At 67.8% G+C, this 17340-nt stretch carries 16 protein-coding genes; 3 read left to right on the forward strand and 13 right to left on the reverse strand.

Annotated features, from left to right (window positions below):
• The first annotated feature begins 36 nt into the window (after positions 1-36).
• Entirely contained in the window at positions 37-1641 is a 1605-nt protein-coding gene (crtD, locus tag ACZLZY_RS05385) for a 1-hydroxycarotenoid 3,4-desaturase CrtD (protein ID WP_472932476.1), read from the forward strand.
• Positions 1575-2501 carry a carotenoid 1,2-hydratase family protein gene (locus ACZLZY_RS05390; protein WP_472932478.1) on the forward strand — a complete coding sequence of 309 codons (927 nt, stop codon included), beginning with the start codon at positions 1575-1577 and terminating at the stop codon, positions 2499-2501. The genes crtD and ACZLZY_RS05390 overlap by 67 nt, the downstream gene beginning before the upstream one ends.
• On the opposite strand, the gene bchO is transcribed toward ACZLZY_RS05390, so the two are convergent.
• The 6 genes from bchO to ACZLZY_RS05420 form a co-directional block, all read right to left on the reverse strand.
• Positions 2476-3402: an alpha/beta fold hydrolase BchO gene (bchO, locus tag ACZLZY_RS05395; RefSeq protein WP_472932481.1), complete on the reverse strand. Its 927-nt coding sequence runs from the start codon at positions 3400-3402 to the stop codon at positions 2476-2478. The two genes, ACZLZY_RS05390 and bchO, sit on opposite strands and share 26 nt — an antisense overlap.
• Positions 3402-5348, reverse strand: coding sequence for a magnesium chelatase subunit D (locus tag ACZLZY_RS05400; RefSeq protein ID WP_472932483.1), 1947 nt, complete (start codon positions 5346-5348; stop codon positions 3402-3404). Before ACZLZY_RS05400 ends, bchO begins: the two co-directional genes overlap by 1 nt.
• Positions 5345-6367, reverse strand: a complete 1023-nt coding sequence (bchI, locus tag ACZLZY_RS05405; RefSeq protein ID WP_472932485.1) for a magnesium chelatase ATPase subunit I — start codon at positions 6365-6367, stop codon at positions 5345-5347. The genes ACZLZY_RS05400 and bchI overlap by 4 nt, the downstream gene beginning before the upstream one ends.
• A 273-nt stretch (positions 6368-6640) precedes the next feature.
• Complete coding sequence (locus tag ACZLZY_RS05410) at positions 6641-6925, reverse strand: hypothetical protein (RefSeq protein WP_472932487.1); 285 nt, start codon at positions 6923-6925, stop codon at positions 6641-6643.
• Positions 6926-7096: 171 nt separating this feature from the next.
• A complete protein-coding gene (locus ACZLZY_RS05415; RefSeq protein WP_472932489.1) occupies positions 7097-7702 on the reverse strand; it encodes a response regulator transcription factor in 606 nt (201 codons plus the stop codon).
• Positions 7695-9986, reverse strand: coding sequence for an ATP-binding protein (locus ACZLZY_RS05420; protein ID WP_472932491.1), 2292 nt, complete (start codon positions 9984-9986; stop codon positions 7695-7697). Before ACZLZY_RS05420 ends, ACZLZY_RS05415 begins: the two co-directional genes overlap by 8 nt.
• A gap of 368 nt (positions 9987-10354) precedes the next feature.
• On the opposite strand from ACZLZY_RS05420, the gene ppsR reads away from it, so the two are divergent.
• Positions 10355-11725, forward strand: a complete 1371-nt coding sequence (gene ppsR / locus ACZLZY_RS05425) for a transcriptional regulator PpsR (RefSeq protein WP_472932493.1) — start codon at positions 10355-10357, stop codon at positions 11723-11725.
• Positions 11726-11781: 56 nt separating this feature from the next.
• On the opposite strand, the gene hemA is transcribed toward ppsR, so the two are convergent.
• The 7 genes from hemA to puhA form a co-directional block, all read right to left on the reverse strand.
• The gene (hemA, locus tag ACZLZY_RS05430) at positions 11782-12996 is read right to left on the reverse strand and encodes a 5-aminolevulinate synthase (RefSeq protein ID WP_472932495.1); all 1215 of its coding nucleotides are present in this window, start codon (positions 12994-12996) and stop codon (positions 11782-11784) included.
• Between the two features lie 164 nt (positions 12997-13160).
• Positions 13161-14015 carry a putative photosynthetic complex assembly protein PuhE gene (gene puhE, locus ACZLZY_RS05435; protein ID WP_472932497.1) on the reverse strand — a complete coding sequence of 285 codons (855 nt, stop codon included), beginning with the start codon at positions 14013-14015 and terminating at the stop codon, positions 13161-13163.
• An 8-nt stretch (positions 14016-14023) separates the two neighbouring features.
• Positions 14024-15091, reverse strand: a complete 1068-nt coding sequence (gene acsF / locus ACZLZY_RS05440) for a magnesium-protoporphyrin IX monomethyl ester (oxidative) cyclase (RefSeq protein WP_472932499.1) — start codon at positions 15089-15091, stop codon at positions 14024-14026.
• Positions 15088-15405 carry an O2-dependent cyclase accessory protein gene (locus ACZLZY_RS05445; protein WP_472932501.1) on the reverse strand — a complete coding sequence of 106 codons (318 nt, stop codon included), beginning with the start codon at positions 15403-15405 and terminating at the stop codon, positions 15088-15090. The genes acsF and ACZLZY_RS05445 overlap by 4 nt, the downstream gene beginning before the upstream one ends.
• On the reverse strand, positions 15402-15854 hold the full coding sequence (gene puhC, locus ACZLZY_RS05450) for a photosynthetic complex assembly protein PuhC (RefSeq protein ID WP_472932502.1): 453 nt from the start codon (positions 15852-15854) through the stop codon (positions 15402-15404). The genes ACZLZY_RS05445 and puhC overlap by 4 nt, the downstream gene beginning before the upstream one ends.
• 9 nt (positions 15855-15863) lie before the next feature.
• A complete protein-coding gene (puhB, locus tag ACZLZY_RS05455) occupies positions 15864-16571 on the reverse strand; it encodes a photosynthetic complex putative assembly protein PuhB (protein ID WP_472932504.1) in 708 nt (235 codons plus the stop codon).
• Positions 16568-17332 carry a photosynthetic reaction center subunit H gene (puhA, locus tag ACZLZY_RS05460; protein ID WP_472932506.1) on the reverse strand — a complete coding sequence of 255 codons (765 nt, stop codon included), beginning with the start codon at positions 17330-17332 and terminating at the stop codon, positions 16568-16570. The genes puhB and puhA overlap by 4 nt, the downstream gene beginning before the upstream one ends.
• Positions 17333-17340: the final 8 nt, after the last annotated feature.

Consider the following 17340-nt stretch of genomic DNA (forward strand, 5'->3'; position numbering starts at 1 on the left):
ACCAACATGCATGTAAATGATATTTGACACAAGATCATGTTAACCCATCCTGACGCCTCGCTCTCATCTCCCGTGAACCCAGGCTGCCGCGTCATCGTCGTCGGAGCGGGAGTCGGCGGGCTCGTCTCTGCACTGTTGCTGGGGGCCGCCGGCTGCGCCGTAACGGTGCTCGAGCGGGCCGCGCAGCCAGGCGGCAAGCTGCGGGAGGTCGTGGTGGATGGCCATGGCATCGACTCCGGCCCGACCGTCCTCACCATGCGCTGGGTGTTCGAGGCGATCTTCGCCGCCGTCGGCGCCCGGCTGGAAGACCAGGTGACGCTGACCGCCGCCGATATCTTGGCGCGGCATGCCTGGCAGGACGGATCCCGCCTCGATCTCCACGCCGATCCGCTGCGGACGCAGGAGGCCATAGCCCGCTTGGCCGGCCGGCGGGAGGCGGAAGGGTTCCATGCCTTCCGACATCGGGCGAAGGAGGTGTTCGAAACCCTCAACGCCGCATTTGTCGAGCATCCCGCGCCGAGCCCGATGCGCCTGACGCGCGCCATGGGCATTGGGGGCTTGGCCGCGCTCGCCCGGATCGAACCGTTCACGCCGCTCGCGAGCGTCGTCGCCCGCTATTTCAAAGATCCGCGGCTGCGGCAATTGTTCGGACGCTACGCCACCTATTGCGGTGCCTCGCCCTTCGCCGCGCCAGGGCCACTGATGCTGATCGCCCATGTCGAGCAGCTCGGCGTCTGGCTGGTCGAGGGCGGGCTGATCCGGATCGCCGAAGCCTTGGCCTATCTCGGGCGCCGGAATGGCGTCACCCTCGCCACGGAAGCGCCGGTCGCCTCGCTGCTGGTCGAGGACGGCCGGGCCGTCGGCGTCCGGCTCGAAGACGGCCGGACCTTGGCAGCCGACGCCGTGGTGTTCAACGGCGACGCCGCGGCGCTGCCGGCCGGCCTGCTTGGACAGGACGCAACCAAAGCGGTGCCGGCCTACGGGGTCCGCAATCGCTCGCTGTCGGCGTTGACGTGGTCCATCCACGGCGAGGCCCGCGGCTTCCCCCTTGCCCACCACACCGTTTTCTTCTCGCGCGACTACGCGCGGGAGTTCGACGAGATCTTCCGCCGCGAGCAACTGCCGGAAGACCCGACCATCTACATCTGCGCCCAGGACCGCAACGCCGCGGGGAGCCCCGCGCCAGACGGGCCCGAGCGGCTTTTCCTGCTGGTGAACGCCCCAGCGCGGGCGGACCGAAATCCCTTGAGCGAAGCGGAGGTGGCAGCATGCGAGACGCGGGTGATGGCACGGCTGGCACGGTCCGGCCTCACGATCTCGGCCTTGCCGGGGCATCGAGTCCGAACGGGACCGGAAACGTTCGCGGCGCTGTTTCCGGGATCGGGGGGCGCGCTTTACGGGCGATCCTCCCACGGCTGGGCCTCCTCGTTCCAGCGCCCGGGCGCGCGGACGCGGATCCGGGGCCTCTATCTCGCCGGTGGGAGCGCCCATCCCGGCCCCGGCATCCCGATGGCGGCGCTCTCGGGACGCCACGCGGCCGATGCCGTGATGGCGGATTTGGGTTCGACGAACGGGTGGAGGCCGGCGGCTATGCCTGGTGGTATCTCGACGCAATCAGCGATGACGGACACAACGCCCTGACGGTCATCGTCTTCGTCGGCAGCGTCTTCTCGCCCTACTATGCCCTGGCGCGACGGCGCGGCGAGGCCGACCCCGAGCAGCATGTCGGCATCAACGCCATCCTCTACACCCCGAAGGGCAAGTACTGGGCGATGACGGAACGGGGGCGCTCCGCCCTGACGCGCGACGCGGACCAGATCGCCGTCGGCCCGAGCGCCTGGCAATGGGCGGGCGGGCGGCTGACGATCGACATCGACGAATGGACCGTGCCGATCCCGAAACGGCTGCGCGGGCGCATCACCGTCGATCCCGGCCCGATCTTCGACAGCCGCCTGCCGCTGCACCAGAACGGCCGACATGCCTGGCGGCCGATCGCCCCGTGCGCCCGGGTCGACGTCGCGTTCGATCGGCCAGGCCTTGGCTGGCAAGGCCGCGCCTATGTCGACATGAACACCGGCGCCGAGCCGATCGAGGCCGGCTTCACCCGCTGGAACTGGTCGCGGGAAGACGCCGTGGGCCAAACGCGCATCCACTACGACGTCACCGAGCGCGACGGCCCCGGCCGCGGTCTCGCACTGGCCTATGGCGGCGACGGCACGTCGGCGGTGTTGACACCCTCGCCCCTGCACGTCCTGCCGAAGACCGGATGGCGGGTCGAGCGAGCGGCACACGCCGCAGGGGGACACCGGCCGCACGTCGCCCGGACGCTCGAGGACACGCCGTTCTACAGCCGCTCGATCCTGGACTTTCCAGCAGGAAGCGCGGGAAAGGACGATGCCGGTGGGTGCAGGGCCATCCATGAGACCGTCGATCTCGACCGATTCCGCTCGCCTTTGGTCCAGGCCATGCTGCCGTTCAAGATGCCGCGCCGAGCCGGTTGAGCACAGGTTCCGCTGCCGTGCGGGACAGCGTGCCCGCGGCAAGGCGAAAGATGAGGTCTGCGATCTCCGAGGGGCGCTCCTCGTGCACGAGGTGCCCCCCGGCGCGCAGCGGCACGACCTCGGCCGTAGCCAGGCGGCGCGACAGCGTGACGGCATCGGCCGGGGCGATCGCGCGGTCGCCGGCGGACGTCACCAGCTTGAGCGGTACCGCGAGAGAAGCCCACCGGCGATCGAGCCAATCGAGGTCCCAATGCGCCATCATGCCGAGCGTCGCCGCCACATGGGCTGGCTTCTGGAACAGCCGGGCGTAGAGCTCGATGCCGTGGGCGTCGAGGTGCGAGCCGGTGCCCTCGAGCAGCCGCTGCGTCGCCGCGGTGCCCATCGCCCGGCGGGCGAAAAGGAGAGGCACCAGCGGGTTCAGCGACAGGAGCCGCGCGAGCGGCGAGAACAGCGCCGCCCCCCGGATCTGGCGCAGCGCGCCGTTGAGGGAGATCACCACATCCGGACTGATCTGCCGCTGCAAGGTCATGGCGACGAGAATCGCCGCGCCGGCGGAATGGCCGACCATGACGTCCGGGCGGAAACCGACCGTCGACAGGAGTTCGGCGGTCAGCTGCGCCATGCGCGGCAAGGAGAGGACGCGACCTTTCGGCATGTCGCTGAACCCGTGCCCCGGCAGATCGGGACAGAGCAGGGTGAAATGCCGGGCGAGGGCCGGGGCGAGGTCCCTGAAGGAATGCGTCGCAGCCCCCGTCCCGTGCAAGAGGAGCAGCCGCGGCCCGGCTCCCATCTCCTGGACATGCCACATCATGGCCCCGGCGCGCACGAAACGGCTGTGGCTCCGGTTGGGCCAGCCCCGCCCGTCGATCGCCCAGGACGGCCGTGCCGGATCGGAAAACATCAGCCTTCCATCCGTGCGCCGACAACCCGGGCCATCGCTCCGGCCCCGCCCCGCGGCAGCGCCAGGTATTCGGCACCGAGGGCCAGGGAGAGTTCCTGCGCCCTCGGCTGTTCGCGCCGCGCAATGTCGATGACGATCGCCCGCAGTCCAAGCCGCCGGAACAGCCGAGCGGCTTGCGCCGTGTCGGCTGCCACCTGTTCGCGCAGAATGCCGCCGTCCAGCGCGACGTTGCCGCGGCCGTCGGTGAGAAAGACGGTGATGACGCTCTGGCCTTTCCGCCCCACGGCCGTCGCCATGTGGAGCGCGGCCATGATGCCGCTGGCGAGCGGGGTTCCGCCGCCGCCGGGCAGGTCGGCAAGGCTTCGCCGGGCCCGTGTCAAAGAGCGGGTCGGCTCCAGCAAGGTCGAAGCGTCCGGGCCGCGAAACGCGATGAGCCCGACGCTATCGCGCCGGACATAGCAGTCGGCGAGTAGGAGTTCGATCGCGCCCTTGGTTTCCGCGAGGCGCTCGACCGCCGCCGAGCCTGAGGCGTCGACAGCGAAGATCGCCGTGCTGCCGGTCCGCTCGCGGCGGCGGAGATAGCGAAAGTCCTGCGCGCGGATCTGAAGCGGCCGGCCGCCGGCCGGGCCGGTGCCAGCGGCGAGGCCCGCCGAGCGCAGCCGCTGCCAAGGCGCCGCTTGTCGCAACGTCGCCAGCACGTCCGGCCGGGCGCCGGGCGTCGGCGGCGTCGCCATGACGCCGATGACGCGCCCGCGCCGGCCGGAAACACGGTCCTGCCCGGCCTTCCCCGCAGCACCCGGACGCGACGCTCCGTGGGGCGCCGTCTTCTGCCGGGCGAGGAGATCGGCGGGAAGCGCCGCACCGACGGCGGCGACCAGCATGTCCTCGAGCGCCTCTGGCGACGACGGGTCGGCGCGCGCGTTATCCGCTGCTGCCGCCTTCTCCGGCGAGGCGCCGGGTGCCGCCGGCGGCTTGCCGCGCGGCTGCGTCGGCGGTGACGGTGGACGCAATGTCTCGGCCGAAGGCACCGCCCCCTCGGCCCTGCGTTCCGCCTGCCCTTGCGGCGAGTCCCCCGGCATCTCGCTTTCCGGACCCGGTTCCTCCCCATCGACATCCGCCGGCGGCGCCAGTCCGAACACCAGCCGCAGAGCGCTCGCTGCATCCTCCGGCTTCACCTCAACGGCGCCCCGCAAAGCCGCGCAGGCGCGGGCGACGCGCAGGAGTTGCAGGGGCAGCCGCAGCGAGGCCCCGCCATAGGCAAGTGCCAGTGAAGACAGCGCCTCGGCCATCGACGGCGCCACCGTCACCGCCGGCAGCAGCATCCGGGCCGCATCGACAACGCCGGGCGGACAGGTTGCAGCGGTCTCGCGCCAGCCGATCGCGTCGAGGTCGAGCAGCAGGCCGAGACGGTCGGCAAGGCCAGCCGGAATGCCCTCGTCGTCGATCCCCTCGTCGAGGGCAATCAGCGTGAAACAAGCGGGCTGGCAGTCGGAGAGACCGTCCCGCTCGACCCGCACCTCGCCGCGGTCGAGTGCCACCCCGAGGGTCGCGGCCAGACTGGCCGTGGCCCTTTCGGCCATGCCGAGCACCAGCACGCCACCATGAACGCGCGCGAGAACCCCTTGCTCGGCGACCCGCCGGCCGAGCGCCAAGGTCCGTCCGACGTCGAGGCCGCCGATGAAGGCTGCGTCCGGTGCGGTCGATGAGACCCGGCACATCGGCACCGCCGGCCCGAACAGTCCGGTAAACTCCGCCAGCCAGCGGTCGCGCACCGGGCCGGGCCGGGCCCTCAGGCGCACGCCGCCCAGCCCGATGGGATCGACGGCGAGGACGCTTGCGGCAAGAAGCGCCAGCGCCCAGGCGGCGGAAGGCGGAGAGGAAGCGACATCCGCCCTGCCCGCAACGGGACTGTCCGTCGGCCACGCCATCGCCCCCGCGATGGTCACGCCGCCATCTCCATCAGGGCCCGCTCGACCCGCGCCCCGGACCCGGCTTCGTCGAGCGGATTCCGGCGCAGGCGGTGGCGCAGGGCGGACGGCGCGACGGCCAGCAAAATCTCGCGGGTCACCCGCGCCTCGCCGTCGAGCGCGGCTGCCGCGCGGGCCGCGCGCATCAGCGTCAGTTCGCCGCGCAAGCCGTCGACGCCAAGCTTCAGGCAGAGCGCCGACGCCAGTTCAAGCACCGAATCCGGCGTTTCAGTGACCGACAGTGCCGCACGCGCCCGGACGATGCGGGCCCGCAGCGCCGAGTCCTTACGTTTCCAGACAGCGGAAAAGCCCTGCGGGTCACGGTCGAAGGCGTCGCGCCTCTTGACCACCTCGACCCGTGTCGCGACATCGCGCGGCGAGGCAACCTCGACCGACAGTCCGAAGCGATCGAGCAATTGCGGCCGCAACTCCCCTTCCTCCGGATTGCCGCTGCCGACGAGGACGAACCGGGCGGGGTGGCGGATGCTGAGGCCATCGCGCTCGACGACGTTGACGCCGGACGCGGCGACGTCCAGCAGCAGATCGACGAGATGGTCCTCGAGGAGATTGACCTCGTCGATGTAGAGGAAACCGCGGTGGGCGAGCGCCAGCAGTCCCGGCTCGAACGCCTTCTCGGCGGAGACCAGCGCCTTCTCGAGGTCGAGCGCGCCGGCAACCCGGTCCTCGGTGGCGCCGAGCGGCAGGTCGATGACGGGGACCGGAACCCGCCGCGGCATCAACGTGACGCCGGCAGGTCTTGACGCGCAATCCGGGCAGCCGGCGCCCTCGTCACCCGGGGCGCAATTGTAGCGGCAGTTTCCAACGATGAGCATGGGCGGCAGCAAGCCCGCGAGCCCGCGGACCGCCGTGGTCTTTCCCGTGCCCCGATCGCCGAAGACGAGGATCCCGCCAATGCGCGGATCAACCGCGGCCAGAAGCAAGGCCCGCTTCATCTCCTCCTGACCGGCGATGGCGGAAAACGGATAGGGAATGCCCACGCGATGCTCCCAGCACGAGTACCCGAACGCAAGCGTCGCAAGCCAGGTAACAACTGTCAACTTTGTTTTACGACAAATAAGAAAGACGCAGTCCAGGACACGGGGGCAAGTTTGTGGATCTCTGCTGCGGAGTCGAAGTGCGGTCATCAGACGCAAACGCACCGACCTTTCGAACAAGCAGGCGCATTGATCCGAGACCCGCTCAACAAGGTTATCTTCTTACTTCTGAGAAGCGCTGCGCCCTCTCTATCCCCGCGACCAAACCGCAGCAGACTAGACCGCAGCCTGGCGCTTGCGTCTGGCCGATGCCGCGCCCGTCGATGACGCGGGCCGGGGGCTGGCGACAAAACGGTAGATCTTGGCAATTTCGCTGAGAAGGCCGAGCCGCACCAGCGTGCCGATGGCATCGGACTGCTCCACCCCGTGCACCTGCCGCCATCCCTCGACCGCAGCGAGAAGCTCGTCGCCGAGGGCGACGAGAATGTGATGGCTGACTTCGGGATTGTCCGGCAGGTCTTTCGCCACCGGAGCAAGGCTGGATGTGTAGCAAGCCGACATGCCGCATCACTCCCACTTGATGCTGCAAGGTCTTCGCCCCGCTCTGGCATCCGCTGCATGAATAAAATATAAATCTAGGAATAAGGCAAGCTGCGATCTATCTCGGATTTACAGCTATGTGCATTCTACGCGATTTGTTGCGGCTCAATCTATTGCGCCGCAACATACAGACTATTGCATCATCGCGATGAGGTCGGACAGGCCGCGGGCCTCCATCTTCTCGCGGATGCGGGAGCGGTGGATCTCGACGGTGCGCTGGCTGATTTCCAGCTCCTCGGCGATGTGCTTACTGGTCAATCCAAGCACCAGATGGTCGAGGACCTGTCTTTCGCGCTGAGTCAAGCGCGCCAGCCGTTCCGCTGCGACGCTGGCGGACACTATTCTTCTCGGACGGTGGGCGCCGATGGCCGACGCGGCCGCGATGGCGCTGAGGAAATGCTCCTCCGATCCCGGCTTCTCGATGAAGTCGACGGCGCCCCGCTTGATCGCCTTGACCGCCAGCGGCACGTCGCCGTGACCGGTGAGGATCACCACCGGCAGACGCTCGTGGCGGTCGATCAAAAAGCTCTGCAGATCGAGGCCGCTCATCCCGGGCATCCGCAAGTCAACAAAGGCACAGAGGCCGCCGCCGATATCGTTGAAATCCGCAAATTCCTCCGCGGAGGCGAAGGGCACCGTTGCAAAGCCGTGCGCCGACAGAAGCGCGCAGAGCGACTCGCGCGCCGACAGGTCATCGTCGACGACATAGATCGGCCGAGGATCTGCCGGCTCAGTCATGCCGCCCCTCCCGTGTCTGTAGCGTGAAGGACAACCGGGCCCCCACCGGCAGCGAATGGGCCCAGATCTTGCCGCCATGCGCCTCGACGATCGACCGGCAGAGCGCAAGGCCGATGCCCATGCCCCCGGTCGTCGAGTTGTGAAAGGGCTCGAACAGCGCCGATCGAAGTGGCACCGCGATACCGCGCCCCGTGTCGGACACCGACACCTCCACCATCCCCGCCCTGAGGACGGTTGCAATCGTCAACACGGGCGCAGCCGTTCCGTCCATCGCCGTCAGGCTGTTGCGCACGAGGTTGAGCACCACCTGCGCGATCTGGATCGGATCGATGGAGATCGGCGGCATGTCCGGATGCAACATGTAGTGGATGACCGGCCGCGCCTCGCTGGACGCCGCCAGCGCGAGATCGACCCCTTGCCGGATCGCCGCATGCAGGCTCGCCTGCTCGAAGGCGACCGTGCCTTGCCCGATGAGGTCACGCAGACGCCGCACCAGATCGGCCGCCCGCGAGGACTCGGTCACCGCGTTCTGCATCAACCGGATCACGCCAGGCGGAATGTCGACCCCGAAATTGCGCAGTTCCTGGCGGCAGGCATTGACGTAATTGGTCACCGCCGAGAGCGGCTGGCTGAGCTCGTGCGCCAGCGCCGAGGCAAGTTCGCCGAGCGATCGCTGGCGGGCGTCTTCAAGCAGCAGCAGCCGCAGCCGCGACTCCTCGGCCTCGGCGCTGGCCCGCGCCGCCAGCGCCGCACGCTCCCGGTCGAGACTGTTGATGGCAAACAGCGCACGGCGGGTGATGCGCAGGATTTCGAGGTCGATCTCGGTGAACGGCTCGCTGCACCCCAGCCGCTCCTCCCGCCACAGAGCGAAGGAGCCGCGGGGCGACAGCCGCAACGAGCCGTCCTCGCCTCTCGTCTGCCGCTTCTCGGGCTTGCCAGCCCAGGAAATCGTGCACTCGAACTCCGGCCGGAACAGGATCAGCCAGTCCTCGCCATCGTCCGACAGCTCCATCATCGCCGCCCCCGCGAGCTCGCCGAGGCCCACGCCATTCCAGCAGCAGAGGGCAGCGAGATTGTCCGATGTCGCGATGCCTTCGCGCAGGACGCCGCGCAGCTTGCCGGCATCGATCTCGCATTCCGGCACGTCCCCCATGGTGACGATAGCCGTGCCCAGTTTCAAAGCGAGGCCCTTCGCGCGGCTTTGCCGCATCAGCAGCTCGGCACGCTCAAGCACGACCTCGACCAGCGGCGCGCCGGCCCGCGCAGCCCGCTCGATGTCGAAAGCCAGTTTCTCGGCGTCGATGCTGTGGCGCAGCAGAACGGTGTTTTCGAGGTTCTGCAAGAGTGTCGACACCGTGCCGCCGATCAGTTCGCAGAAGCGCAGCCGGCTCCAGGACTGGTGCAGCGGTCCGTAATGATGGCAAGCGACGAGACCCCAGAGCCGATCGTTGGAGATCAGTGAGATCGAAAGGCTGGCGCCGACCCCCATATTGCCGAGATATTCGACATGGACGGGCGCCACCGCCCGCAGCTTCGAATAGGTGAGATCCAGCGGCTGCCGGGATCTGGCATCCGCGACCATGCCGTCGGCCGCCAGGATCGGCACGGGAAGGGCATGAAGGTCGGGAATGCTGCGGATGAGGTTCAGCCGGAAATGCCGCCAGGCCGGATCCGGAATGTCGGAGGCCGGGTAGTGCAGCCCGAGAAAACTGTCCGGCCGTACCGTGCTTTCGGCGATGACCTCGCCGTGCCGGTCCGGCGCGAAACGATAGATCATCACGCGATCGAAGCCGGTGACCTGGCGGATGATGTCGGCGCTGGCGCCGGCCAGCGCGTTCTGCGTCTCCGGCCGGATCAGGTCCGAGATGATGCGCTGACGCAGGAGATCCTCCTCCCAGAAGTCGGCGGGACGCGGCGCGGCTGGCACGAACTCCAGAATGAGACGTCCGTCATGCCGATGCGCAAAACACTCGAATTCGCCACCGACGGAACCATCCGGCTGGAGAACTCTCAGGAACAGCGGCCGCAGCAGTTCCGGCAGCAGAGGCGTCAGATCCTGCGCAAGCAGCGCTTCGCTCGCCGCCCCGCCGAGCAGCACTGCCAGCGGCTGGCCGAACAGCGAGGCCGGCTGCCAGCCGAGCACCGCCTCCACATTGGCGCTGACGAAAGCGATCCGCCCCGCAGATTCGTCGAGCGCCAGCAACACGCCCCCTGGCTGGATGGCGCCGATGACGTGAACCGGCTCTTGGTCGCACGTGACGAGATCGACGGGACGGTTCAGCATCGGCCAAGCCGTGGTGACGCAAATGCCGCTCCCGCCACGCCTGCCATGTCTCGGTTCTGAAACAGCTTGAGGCGTAACGAAGCAGCGACACCCGCGAGGGCACAAAGCTGGACAAAGCTGGCTGGACGGGCGACAAGACTGCGGCGCAGCAAAATTTGCAGACCGCGATGCAGCGCCGGTCGCCTAGCGAAACAACGGCGTTGTTCGAAGCCAGTGCATCCGCCAGAGGCATGATCGGCTCTGCGAATCGGTGTTTCGGCAGTGATAGCGGCGGTCTTGCCCACCAGCTTTCCCCCCAAAAGGCAGCGCGATCTCCATATGAGGCTCATACCGACATGCTTCTGACGCCGCAGCAACCCGAAACCCCTTTGCCACGCGTCGATGCCCACACGACGGCCGCCATCCTCGCCACCAGCGCCGACCTGACGCTCCTGGTCCAAAGCGACGACACCGTCAGCAGCGTCTCACACAGCCTGCGTGGGTTGGGGGCGGCGACTGAGAGTTGGCAAGGCAGGCCGATCGGCGAGACGGTCAGGCGCGAGAGCCTTTCGGCGCTGAAGGACATGCTGATGTCTGCGCGCCGGGGAAAACCGTCCCGCCGTTTCGAGATCGTACACCCGCTGGTTGGGGGACGGGAGCTGACCATCCAGTACATGGCGGTTTGCGCGGGGGAGGATGGCGAGCTGGTGCTCGTCGGCCGCGACCTCGGACCCACCACCGAACTGCAGGCGCGGCTGCTGGCCAGCCGCCGGTCTTTGGAGGACAGCAGCAAGCGCCAGAGGCAAGCGGAAGCGCACTACCGTCTGCTGTTCGAAACGACGGCCGAGGCGATCCTGATCGTCGAGCCCGAGAGCGGCAAGATTCGCGAGGTCAATCCGCGGGCCGCCTCTCTCCTCGGCCGGCCCGCCGGATCGGCACCGTCCCTCGCCGGCAAGAAGCTGGCATCGTTGTTCGCGAAGGCCCGCCAGAACGAGGTGCAGGCGCTGCTTTCCGGCCTTCTCTCCTCTGGAATGCCCGCCACGCTCTCCCTCGACCGATCACCCGAGGACGTCGGGCTGACGCTCGCTGCAGAACTTTTCCGCGCGGGAGACCTGAAGCTGGTGTTGATCCGGCTATCCGCCGGCACAGCGCCCGCCGCCGCTGCCGCCGCGGAGGACTTTCACCTCGGCGATCTCGTTCGCCACGCCACCGAGGCCGTGCTCCTCGCCGATGGCGACGGCCGCATCGCCTGGGTCAACGAGGCGTTTCTCGCGCTCGCCAGCCTTCCGGTCGCGGCCCAGGCGATCGGCCGGCCGCTCGACGCGTTCTTCGAGTGGCAAGGCACCGAGCAGGAGGGTTTGCTGGCGAATGTGCGCACGCATGGACGGCTGCCGCTGTTCCAGGGCGTGGTACGCGGTGCTAACGGCCAAGCAACGGAGGTCGAGCTGTCCGCCGTCGCACAGCGGGACGGCGACGGCTTTGCCTTCGTCATGCGCGCCCGCGGATCGGACGACGCCCGCCCGAACCGGAGCGCCAACGACCTGACCCGGACAGCCGAGAACCTCGTCGAAATGATCGGCCGCGTGCCGATGAAGGACATGGTGCGCGACACCACCGACGTGATCGAGCGCATGTGCATCGAGGCGGCGCTGAAGCTCAGCCTCAACAACCGCGCCCTCACCGCCCGTGTGCTCGGGCTCAGCCGGCAGGCGCTTTATCTTAAAATGCGCCGCTTCGGCATCGACGACGGCGGCGAATAGTCCCGCGGGCCGGCCGGTCTCCCCCGTCCGATCCGCAGCCAAGACAGCCAATCCGCTCACGCGACGGCGCGCGCCATGGCGCATTGCGACCAGAGATCCGACAGGGCCTCGATGAGGTGGTCGATGTCTTCATCGGAATGCAGCGGCGACGGCGTGATGCGCAGCCGCTCGGTCTGGCGCGGCACGGTCGGATAATTGATCGGCTGCAGGTAGATCCGGTACTGGTCGAGCAGCGCGTCGCTGATCCACTTGCATTTGACGGGGTCGCCGACCATTACCGGGACGATGTGGCTGGCATTGCGCATCGTCGGAATGCCCAGCCGCTCCATCCGGGCACGCACCCGGGCGACCCTGTCCTGATGCAAGGCGCGTTCGGCGCCGCTGGCCTTCAAATGCATCACCGAGGCCCGCGCCCCCGCGGCCACCGCCGGCGGCAGCGCCGTCGTGAAGATGAAGCCGGAGGCGAAGCTGCGGATGAAGTCGCACATCGCCGCCGACGCCGCGATATAACCGCCGAGCACGCCGAACGCCTTGCCGAGCGTCCCCTCGATAATCGTCAGCCGGTCCATCAGCCCCTCGCGCTCGGCAATGCCGCCGCCGCGCGGGCCGTAGAGACCGACGGCGTGCACCTCGTCGAGATAGGTCATCGCCCCATGCTTTTCGGCGACCGCGCAGATCTCGGCGATCGGCGCGATGTCGCCATCCATCGAATAGACGGACTCGAACGCGACGAGCTTTGGCACCCCCGGCCCGTATTCGGACAGCAGCCGGTCGAGATCGGCGGGATCGTTGTGCCGCCACAGCCGCTTCTCGGCGCGGGAATGACGGATGCCCTCGATCATCGACGCGTGGTTGCCCTCGTCGGAAAAGATCACGCAGCCGGGGATCCCGGAACCCAGCGTCGACAGCGTTGCGAAGTTGGAGACATAGCCGGAGGTGAACAGAAGCGCCGCCTGCTTGCCGTGCAGGTCCGCCAGTTCCGCCTCCAGGAGGACGTGATAGCGGCTGGTGCCGGCGATGTTGCGCGTGCCGCCGGCGCCCGCCCCGCAACGATCGAGCGCCTCGTGCATGGCGGCCAGCACTTTGGGATGCTGGCCCATGCCGAGATAGTCGTTGGAGCACCAGACGGTGACCGCACTGGCCTCCCCGCCAGCGTGGCGCGTAGCCTGCGGAAACACGCCGGCCTGGCGCTCGAGCTCGGCAAACACCCGGTACCGTCCCTCGTGCCGCAAGCCGTCGAGCCGGCCCGCTACGAAACCCTCGAAATCCATGCCTCTCTCCGCCCTGTTTGCCGGTGGTTTGCCGGCCGGAATCTCAGACCCGAACCCCTCAGGAGAGGCGTCATTACGCCCCGCCGGACGCACGAAACTCGCTGTGCCATGTTGCTCCGGTACGTCCCTTCCGAACGCGTAGCGTCACGCCGACGACGCAATTTCTAGTCCGGGTGGACCGGCAGCAGACCCGCCGCCGCATAGGAGCGTGTCGGCTCGTGCTGATGCGGCAAGACCGGGCTGGCGGCAGTGAGCGGCGGCTCGTCGCGCGACCGCAGGCTCCAGTTCCACATGGCTTCGGCTGGCACCGGCAGCATCAGGAACCAGTGCTCGAGGATCGCGAGGGCCATCATGGTCGCCAGAAAGGTGAAGCCCGCCTGGCGAAATGGATTGACCGCGATCGCCGCCTCCGTCGCCAGCACCGAACAGAGGATCGTCGACACCGTCACGGAGACCGGAAACAGAAGGTTCATCGGCCGGACCCGCAGGAAGCTCCGGAGATAGGCGAGATGCGCGGGGAGGAACTGCGCATTGACGTTGCGCACCCCGAGCAGGACGTTGAACCGGGCGCTCTCGTGCATCCACCAGAGGATCAAAAAGGTCCAGAGCCCGACCTCGTTCGCGCCACCCCAGGTCAGCGCCGCGACCAGCGCGAAGGAGATCAGGATCGCCAGTTCATGCCACAGACTGACCTGGACCGCGTGGCCGAAATGCCCCGCCCCCGCGCACCCCTCCTCGCAGGCATGCTGCCGCGGCCCAGTGACATAGCCCATGTAGAAGCTGATCTCGTGCCAGGCCCAGCAGCCGAGCGCCGAGGCGAAGGCGAGATAGGCGCCGGTCACCGTCACATCGTCGCCGCTCTCCCAAAGTCCGTAGAACGAAAGGCCGAGGAGAAGCGTCGCCGCCAGCATGCTCCACTTGAAGGTGCGCACCGGCAAGCCATCAAGGTAGAGGATCGCCCCGGTAGAGAACCACCAGACGAACAATGCGAAGAAGATCGGTGGCAGGAGGGCGGTCATTGCGGCGCCTACCAGACCGGCTGCATGCGGCTGGTGTCAGGCAAGGCATTCGCTTTCGGCCGGACGAGGTAGAGCCGCGCGAACACCCCGGCTGCCGCCAGCCCATAGCCGAACTTGCGCAGGCGCGTGCCCAGACCACGCCCGTTTCCGAGCGCCCCGACTTTCTCGTTGATCACCCGCAGCCGCTCCAACCCCTTGCGGAAGACCGGATGCTCGATGTCGATGACCAGCGGAAACACCTGACGGGAGATCTCGTTGGTGAGGTGGAAGACCTTGTAGTCGTATTCCGTCGGGTCGAGCTGCAGCGCCTTGTGGAATTCCGGCCGGGCGTGGTCGCGCACGTACATGGTGGCGTAGACGGCGATCAGGAAGAACCGCACCCAGAGCCGATTCAGCCCTTCGAGATAGCTGGGGTTCGCCCGCATCAGCAGCGCGAAGGCCTCGCCGTGGCGGAACTCGTCATTGCACCACTTCTCGAACCATTTGAAAATCGGGTGGAAGCGCAGTTCCGGGTGGCGCTCCAGGTGGCGGAAGATGGTGATGTAGCGGGAATAGCCAATCTTCTCGGACAGATAGGTCGCGTAGAAGATGAACTTCGGCCGGAAATACGTGTATTTCTTCGTCTTGGTGAGGAAGCCGAGATTCACCCCAATGCCGAACTCCTTCAGCGCATCGTTGATGAAGCCCGCATGCCGCGCCTCGTCCCGGCTCATGTAGGAAAACAGGCGGACTATCTCTGGATTGGTGCCGCGCTTCTTCATCTCCTTGTAAAGCACGCAGCCGGAGAATTCGGCGGTGAGCGAGGAGACGAGGAAATCGGTAAACTCGTTGCGCAGGCCCTCGGGCAGCGCGGCGAAGTCGATCCTGTCCCAGTTCTCGTCGCGCTTGAAATGGCCATGGTTCGGATCGCTCTCCATTTCGGCCAACAATTCGTCCCACTCGCGCCGCACGCGCGAGACGTCCAGCGCGTCGAGCGCGGCAAAGTCGGTGGTGTAGAAGCGCGGCGACAGCAGCGTGCTTTCCAGGGCCATGCCGTCGGTATCGGGCGCGGTCAGCGACATCCGGTTGATGGTCATACTCTCTCTCCCGAGGAAAAGCTGAATTCGAGAAGCTCCATGAATTCGAAATCGCCGGTCATCTTCACCCAGAGACGCTCCGGCGCGCTGGCCTTCGTCACAGTCGCCATGCGGTGCAGCGTGACGCTCTCGCCATAGGGAACCGCAATCTCTGCGCCGTGCACATGCACCGCGTCGCCGGGGCCGACCTCGATGCCGTCGAGGTCGACATGCGCCCTGAGGCTCTCCCAGGTGTGGACGATTTCGATCGTGCAGGGCACGTCGATGGTCTCGCGCCACAGCTTCCGTCCAGACGCCATCGTGTCCGTCTTCATGGCAATCTCCTCTTCTCCAAGAGTTCGGCAAAGACCGCCTCGTTCGATGGACCGAAAGCGTTGAGCAGCATGGTTCGTCCGGTCAGCGGATCCTCCAGCCGGAGGGCGCCGTCGATCATCCGCGCCAGGAGGAACGGCTCCCGGTCGTCGAGGCCCTTGCGGATACGCTCGGCGGCGAAACTGCGCATGGTGACGCGGATGAAGCCGCCGACGCCCGGCAGGATACGCGCCAGTTCGCTGCCCGTTGCCGCATCGAGGGCGGCAATGCTGCCATCGGGAAAATCATGGAAACGCAGCGAGACCGACTGCACCGTCAGGGCCGGATCGATCGGCGCATGGCTTGGGGCATGGCGACCAAGCGCGACAAGCACCAACGCCGCGAGGATCAAGGCGCCACAGAAGATCGCCTGACGGCGCAGCGGATCGCGGGTGGGGAAGACCAGGCTCATCGGTCCCCCCTAGACTGCCATCTGGTGGCCGGCGGGAAGCCCGTCGCCGGCGGACGCGGCACCGATGGGCGTGGCGCCGCCGAGTCTCGCGGGTTTGGCGGATGCTGGCGGGGCGCCGGCATCCAGACTCTCGAACAGCGACCGTGCTAGCAGGCGTGACGGGGTCTCGACGTCGGCGAGAGCCCGCAGCATGGGCTGCGGATGGTTGATCCGCCACGGGCGCACGTTCGGCCAGAGCGCGGCATAGGCGATGCGGTTCGGTCGGAGCACGTCGAGGGCGATGCTGCCGCCTTGGCCGGGACCATGCTGGACGGCCGCCGTTCCGATCAGCGCCAACGGAAGATTCAGCGTCACCGGCAGCGCCAAGCCGGAGCGGATGACCACCCGCTTCGTCGTCAGTGTGTAGATCGTGCCCCGCGCATAGAGAAAAGCCAGACCGGACAGGATCGCCGTGGCAAGCGCCGCCACCAGGCCGAGGCGCATCGTTTCGGTCAGCAGGGCCGCTGCGGTGGCAGCCTCTCCCTCGGCCGTCGCGAGGCGGAAAGCCAGGAGAAGGGCGACATAGGCCCAGACCTTGCGCACGTGGAAGGCCGTGAGCGCCAGCGTCCACCCGGCCGGCGAGCCTTGCCATAGCATGGCCTCGCCCGCCGGCAAGGGCTCCGGCAGCCCGGGAATAGGCTCGAAGGCGAAGTCGTCGTCTTCCTCGGCGCGGGTCACAGCAGCGGCTCCGAGCGGGCCGGCGTCGCATAGAGATGCCCGCCGGCGAAATAGGCGCAGATGCGGTCTTCCTCGAGGAAGGTGACGCTGTTCGGCGACTTGATCCGCGGCGCATCGGCAAATTGATGGGCGAGGAGAGCCTTGACCTTGATGTGCCGCGGCGAGAACTTCGCGAGGTTCATCGGCACCAGCAGCGGCCCCGCGCCTGGCCCCGATGCCGCCAGTTCGAGGTAGCGGACGACGTGCTCCGAGCGGTCGACCCAGATATCGGCGACGGTGCCCGCCACCTTGCCGTCTGCGCCGACGACGGGCATGCCCCGCGGGTCCGGATCCCCGGCAGCGACGGTGTAATGCGCCTCGACGCGGGTCGGCACGATCTTGTTGCGGTTGTCGAAAGTCTGGTCGGGGCGGTCCGCCCGTTCCGCCCAGGCCGCGGGACCCACCCCGTCGACCAGTGGATTGCCGGTCGGCACCATCGGGGCGCCGGGCCAGCGCCCGACGCGCCGTGCCGCGATCGGCCGGCCATCGCGTTTGAGGTTCGGCGCGGTGAAGAGGTCGCCGTTCCGGACGCGGAAGGTCTTCGGCGCGGCCATTAGCAGGCCGACGGGCCCGACGCGGCCGGCGGGATCGCTTTCCAGCGGATAGCCCTCCCGCCGGTCCTCCTTGCGCAGCCAGAACACCAGGGCGAAGAAGAAGCCCCAGAAGACGTAAAGGATGACCTGCGGCACATCGAGATAGGCCGTGAGCGCACCGTTCTGCATGGGTCCCT

The sequence above is a fragment of the Mesocryomonas lacus genome (assembly GCF_055730135.2).

What these genes read in the sequence shown, in the direction of transcription:
- puhE (WP_472932497.1), bottom strand. Translation starts at nt 14,015, where the DNA reads ATGACCGCCCTCCTGCCACCGATCTTCTTCGCATTGTTCGTCTGGTGG.
- puhC (WP_472932502.1), bottom strand. Translation starts at nt 15,854, where the DNA reads ATGAGCCTGGTCTTCCCCACCCGCGATCCGCTGCGCCGTCAGGCGATC.
- ACZLZY_RS05410 (WP_472932487.1), bottom strand. Translation starts at nt 6,925, where the DNA reads ATGTCGGCTTGCTACACATCCAGCCTTGCTCCGGTGGCGAAAGACCTG.
- hemA (WP_472932495.1), bottom strand. Translation starts at nt 12,996, where the DNA reads ATGGATTTCGAGGGTTTCGTAGCGGGCCGGCTCGACGGCTTGCGGCAC.
- ACZLZY_RS05420 (WP_472932491.1), bottom strand. Translation starts at nt 9,986, where the DNA reads ATGCTGAACCGTCCCGTCGATCTCGTCACGTGCGACCAAGAGCCGGTT.
- ACZLZY_RS05445 (WP_472932501.1), bottom strand. Translation starts at nt 15,405, where the DNA reads ATGAAGACGGACACGATGGCGTCTGGACGGAAGCTGTGGCGCGAGACC.
- bchO (WP_472932481.1), bottom strand. Translation starts at nt 3,402, where the DNA reads ATGTTTTCCGATCCGGCACGGCCGTCCTGGGCGATCGACGGGCGGGGC.
- puhA (WP_472932506.1), bottom strand. Translation starts at nt 17,332, where the DNA reads ATGCAGAACGGTGCGCTCACGGCCTATCTCGATGTGCCGCAGGTCATC.
- crtD (WP_472932476.1), top strand. Translation starts at nt 37, where the DNA reads ATGTTAACCCATCCTGACGCCTCGCTCTCATCTCCCGTGAACCCAGGC.
- ACZLZY_RS05415 (WP_472932489.1), bottom strand. Translation starts at nt 7,702, where the DNA reads ATGACTGAGCCGGCAGATCCTCGGCCGATCTATGTCGTCGACGATGAC.
- acsF (WP_472932499.1), bottom strand. Translation starts at nt 15,091, where the DNA reads ATGACCATCAACCGGATGTCGCTGACCGCGCCCGATACCGACGGCATG.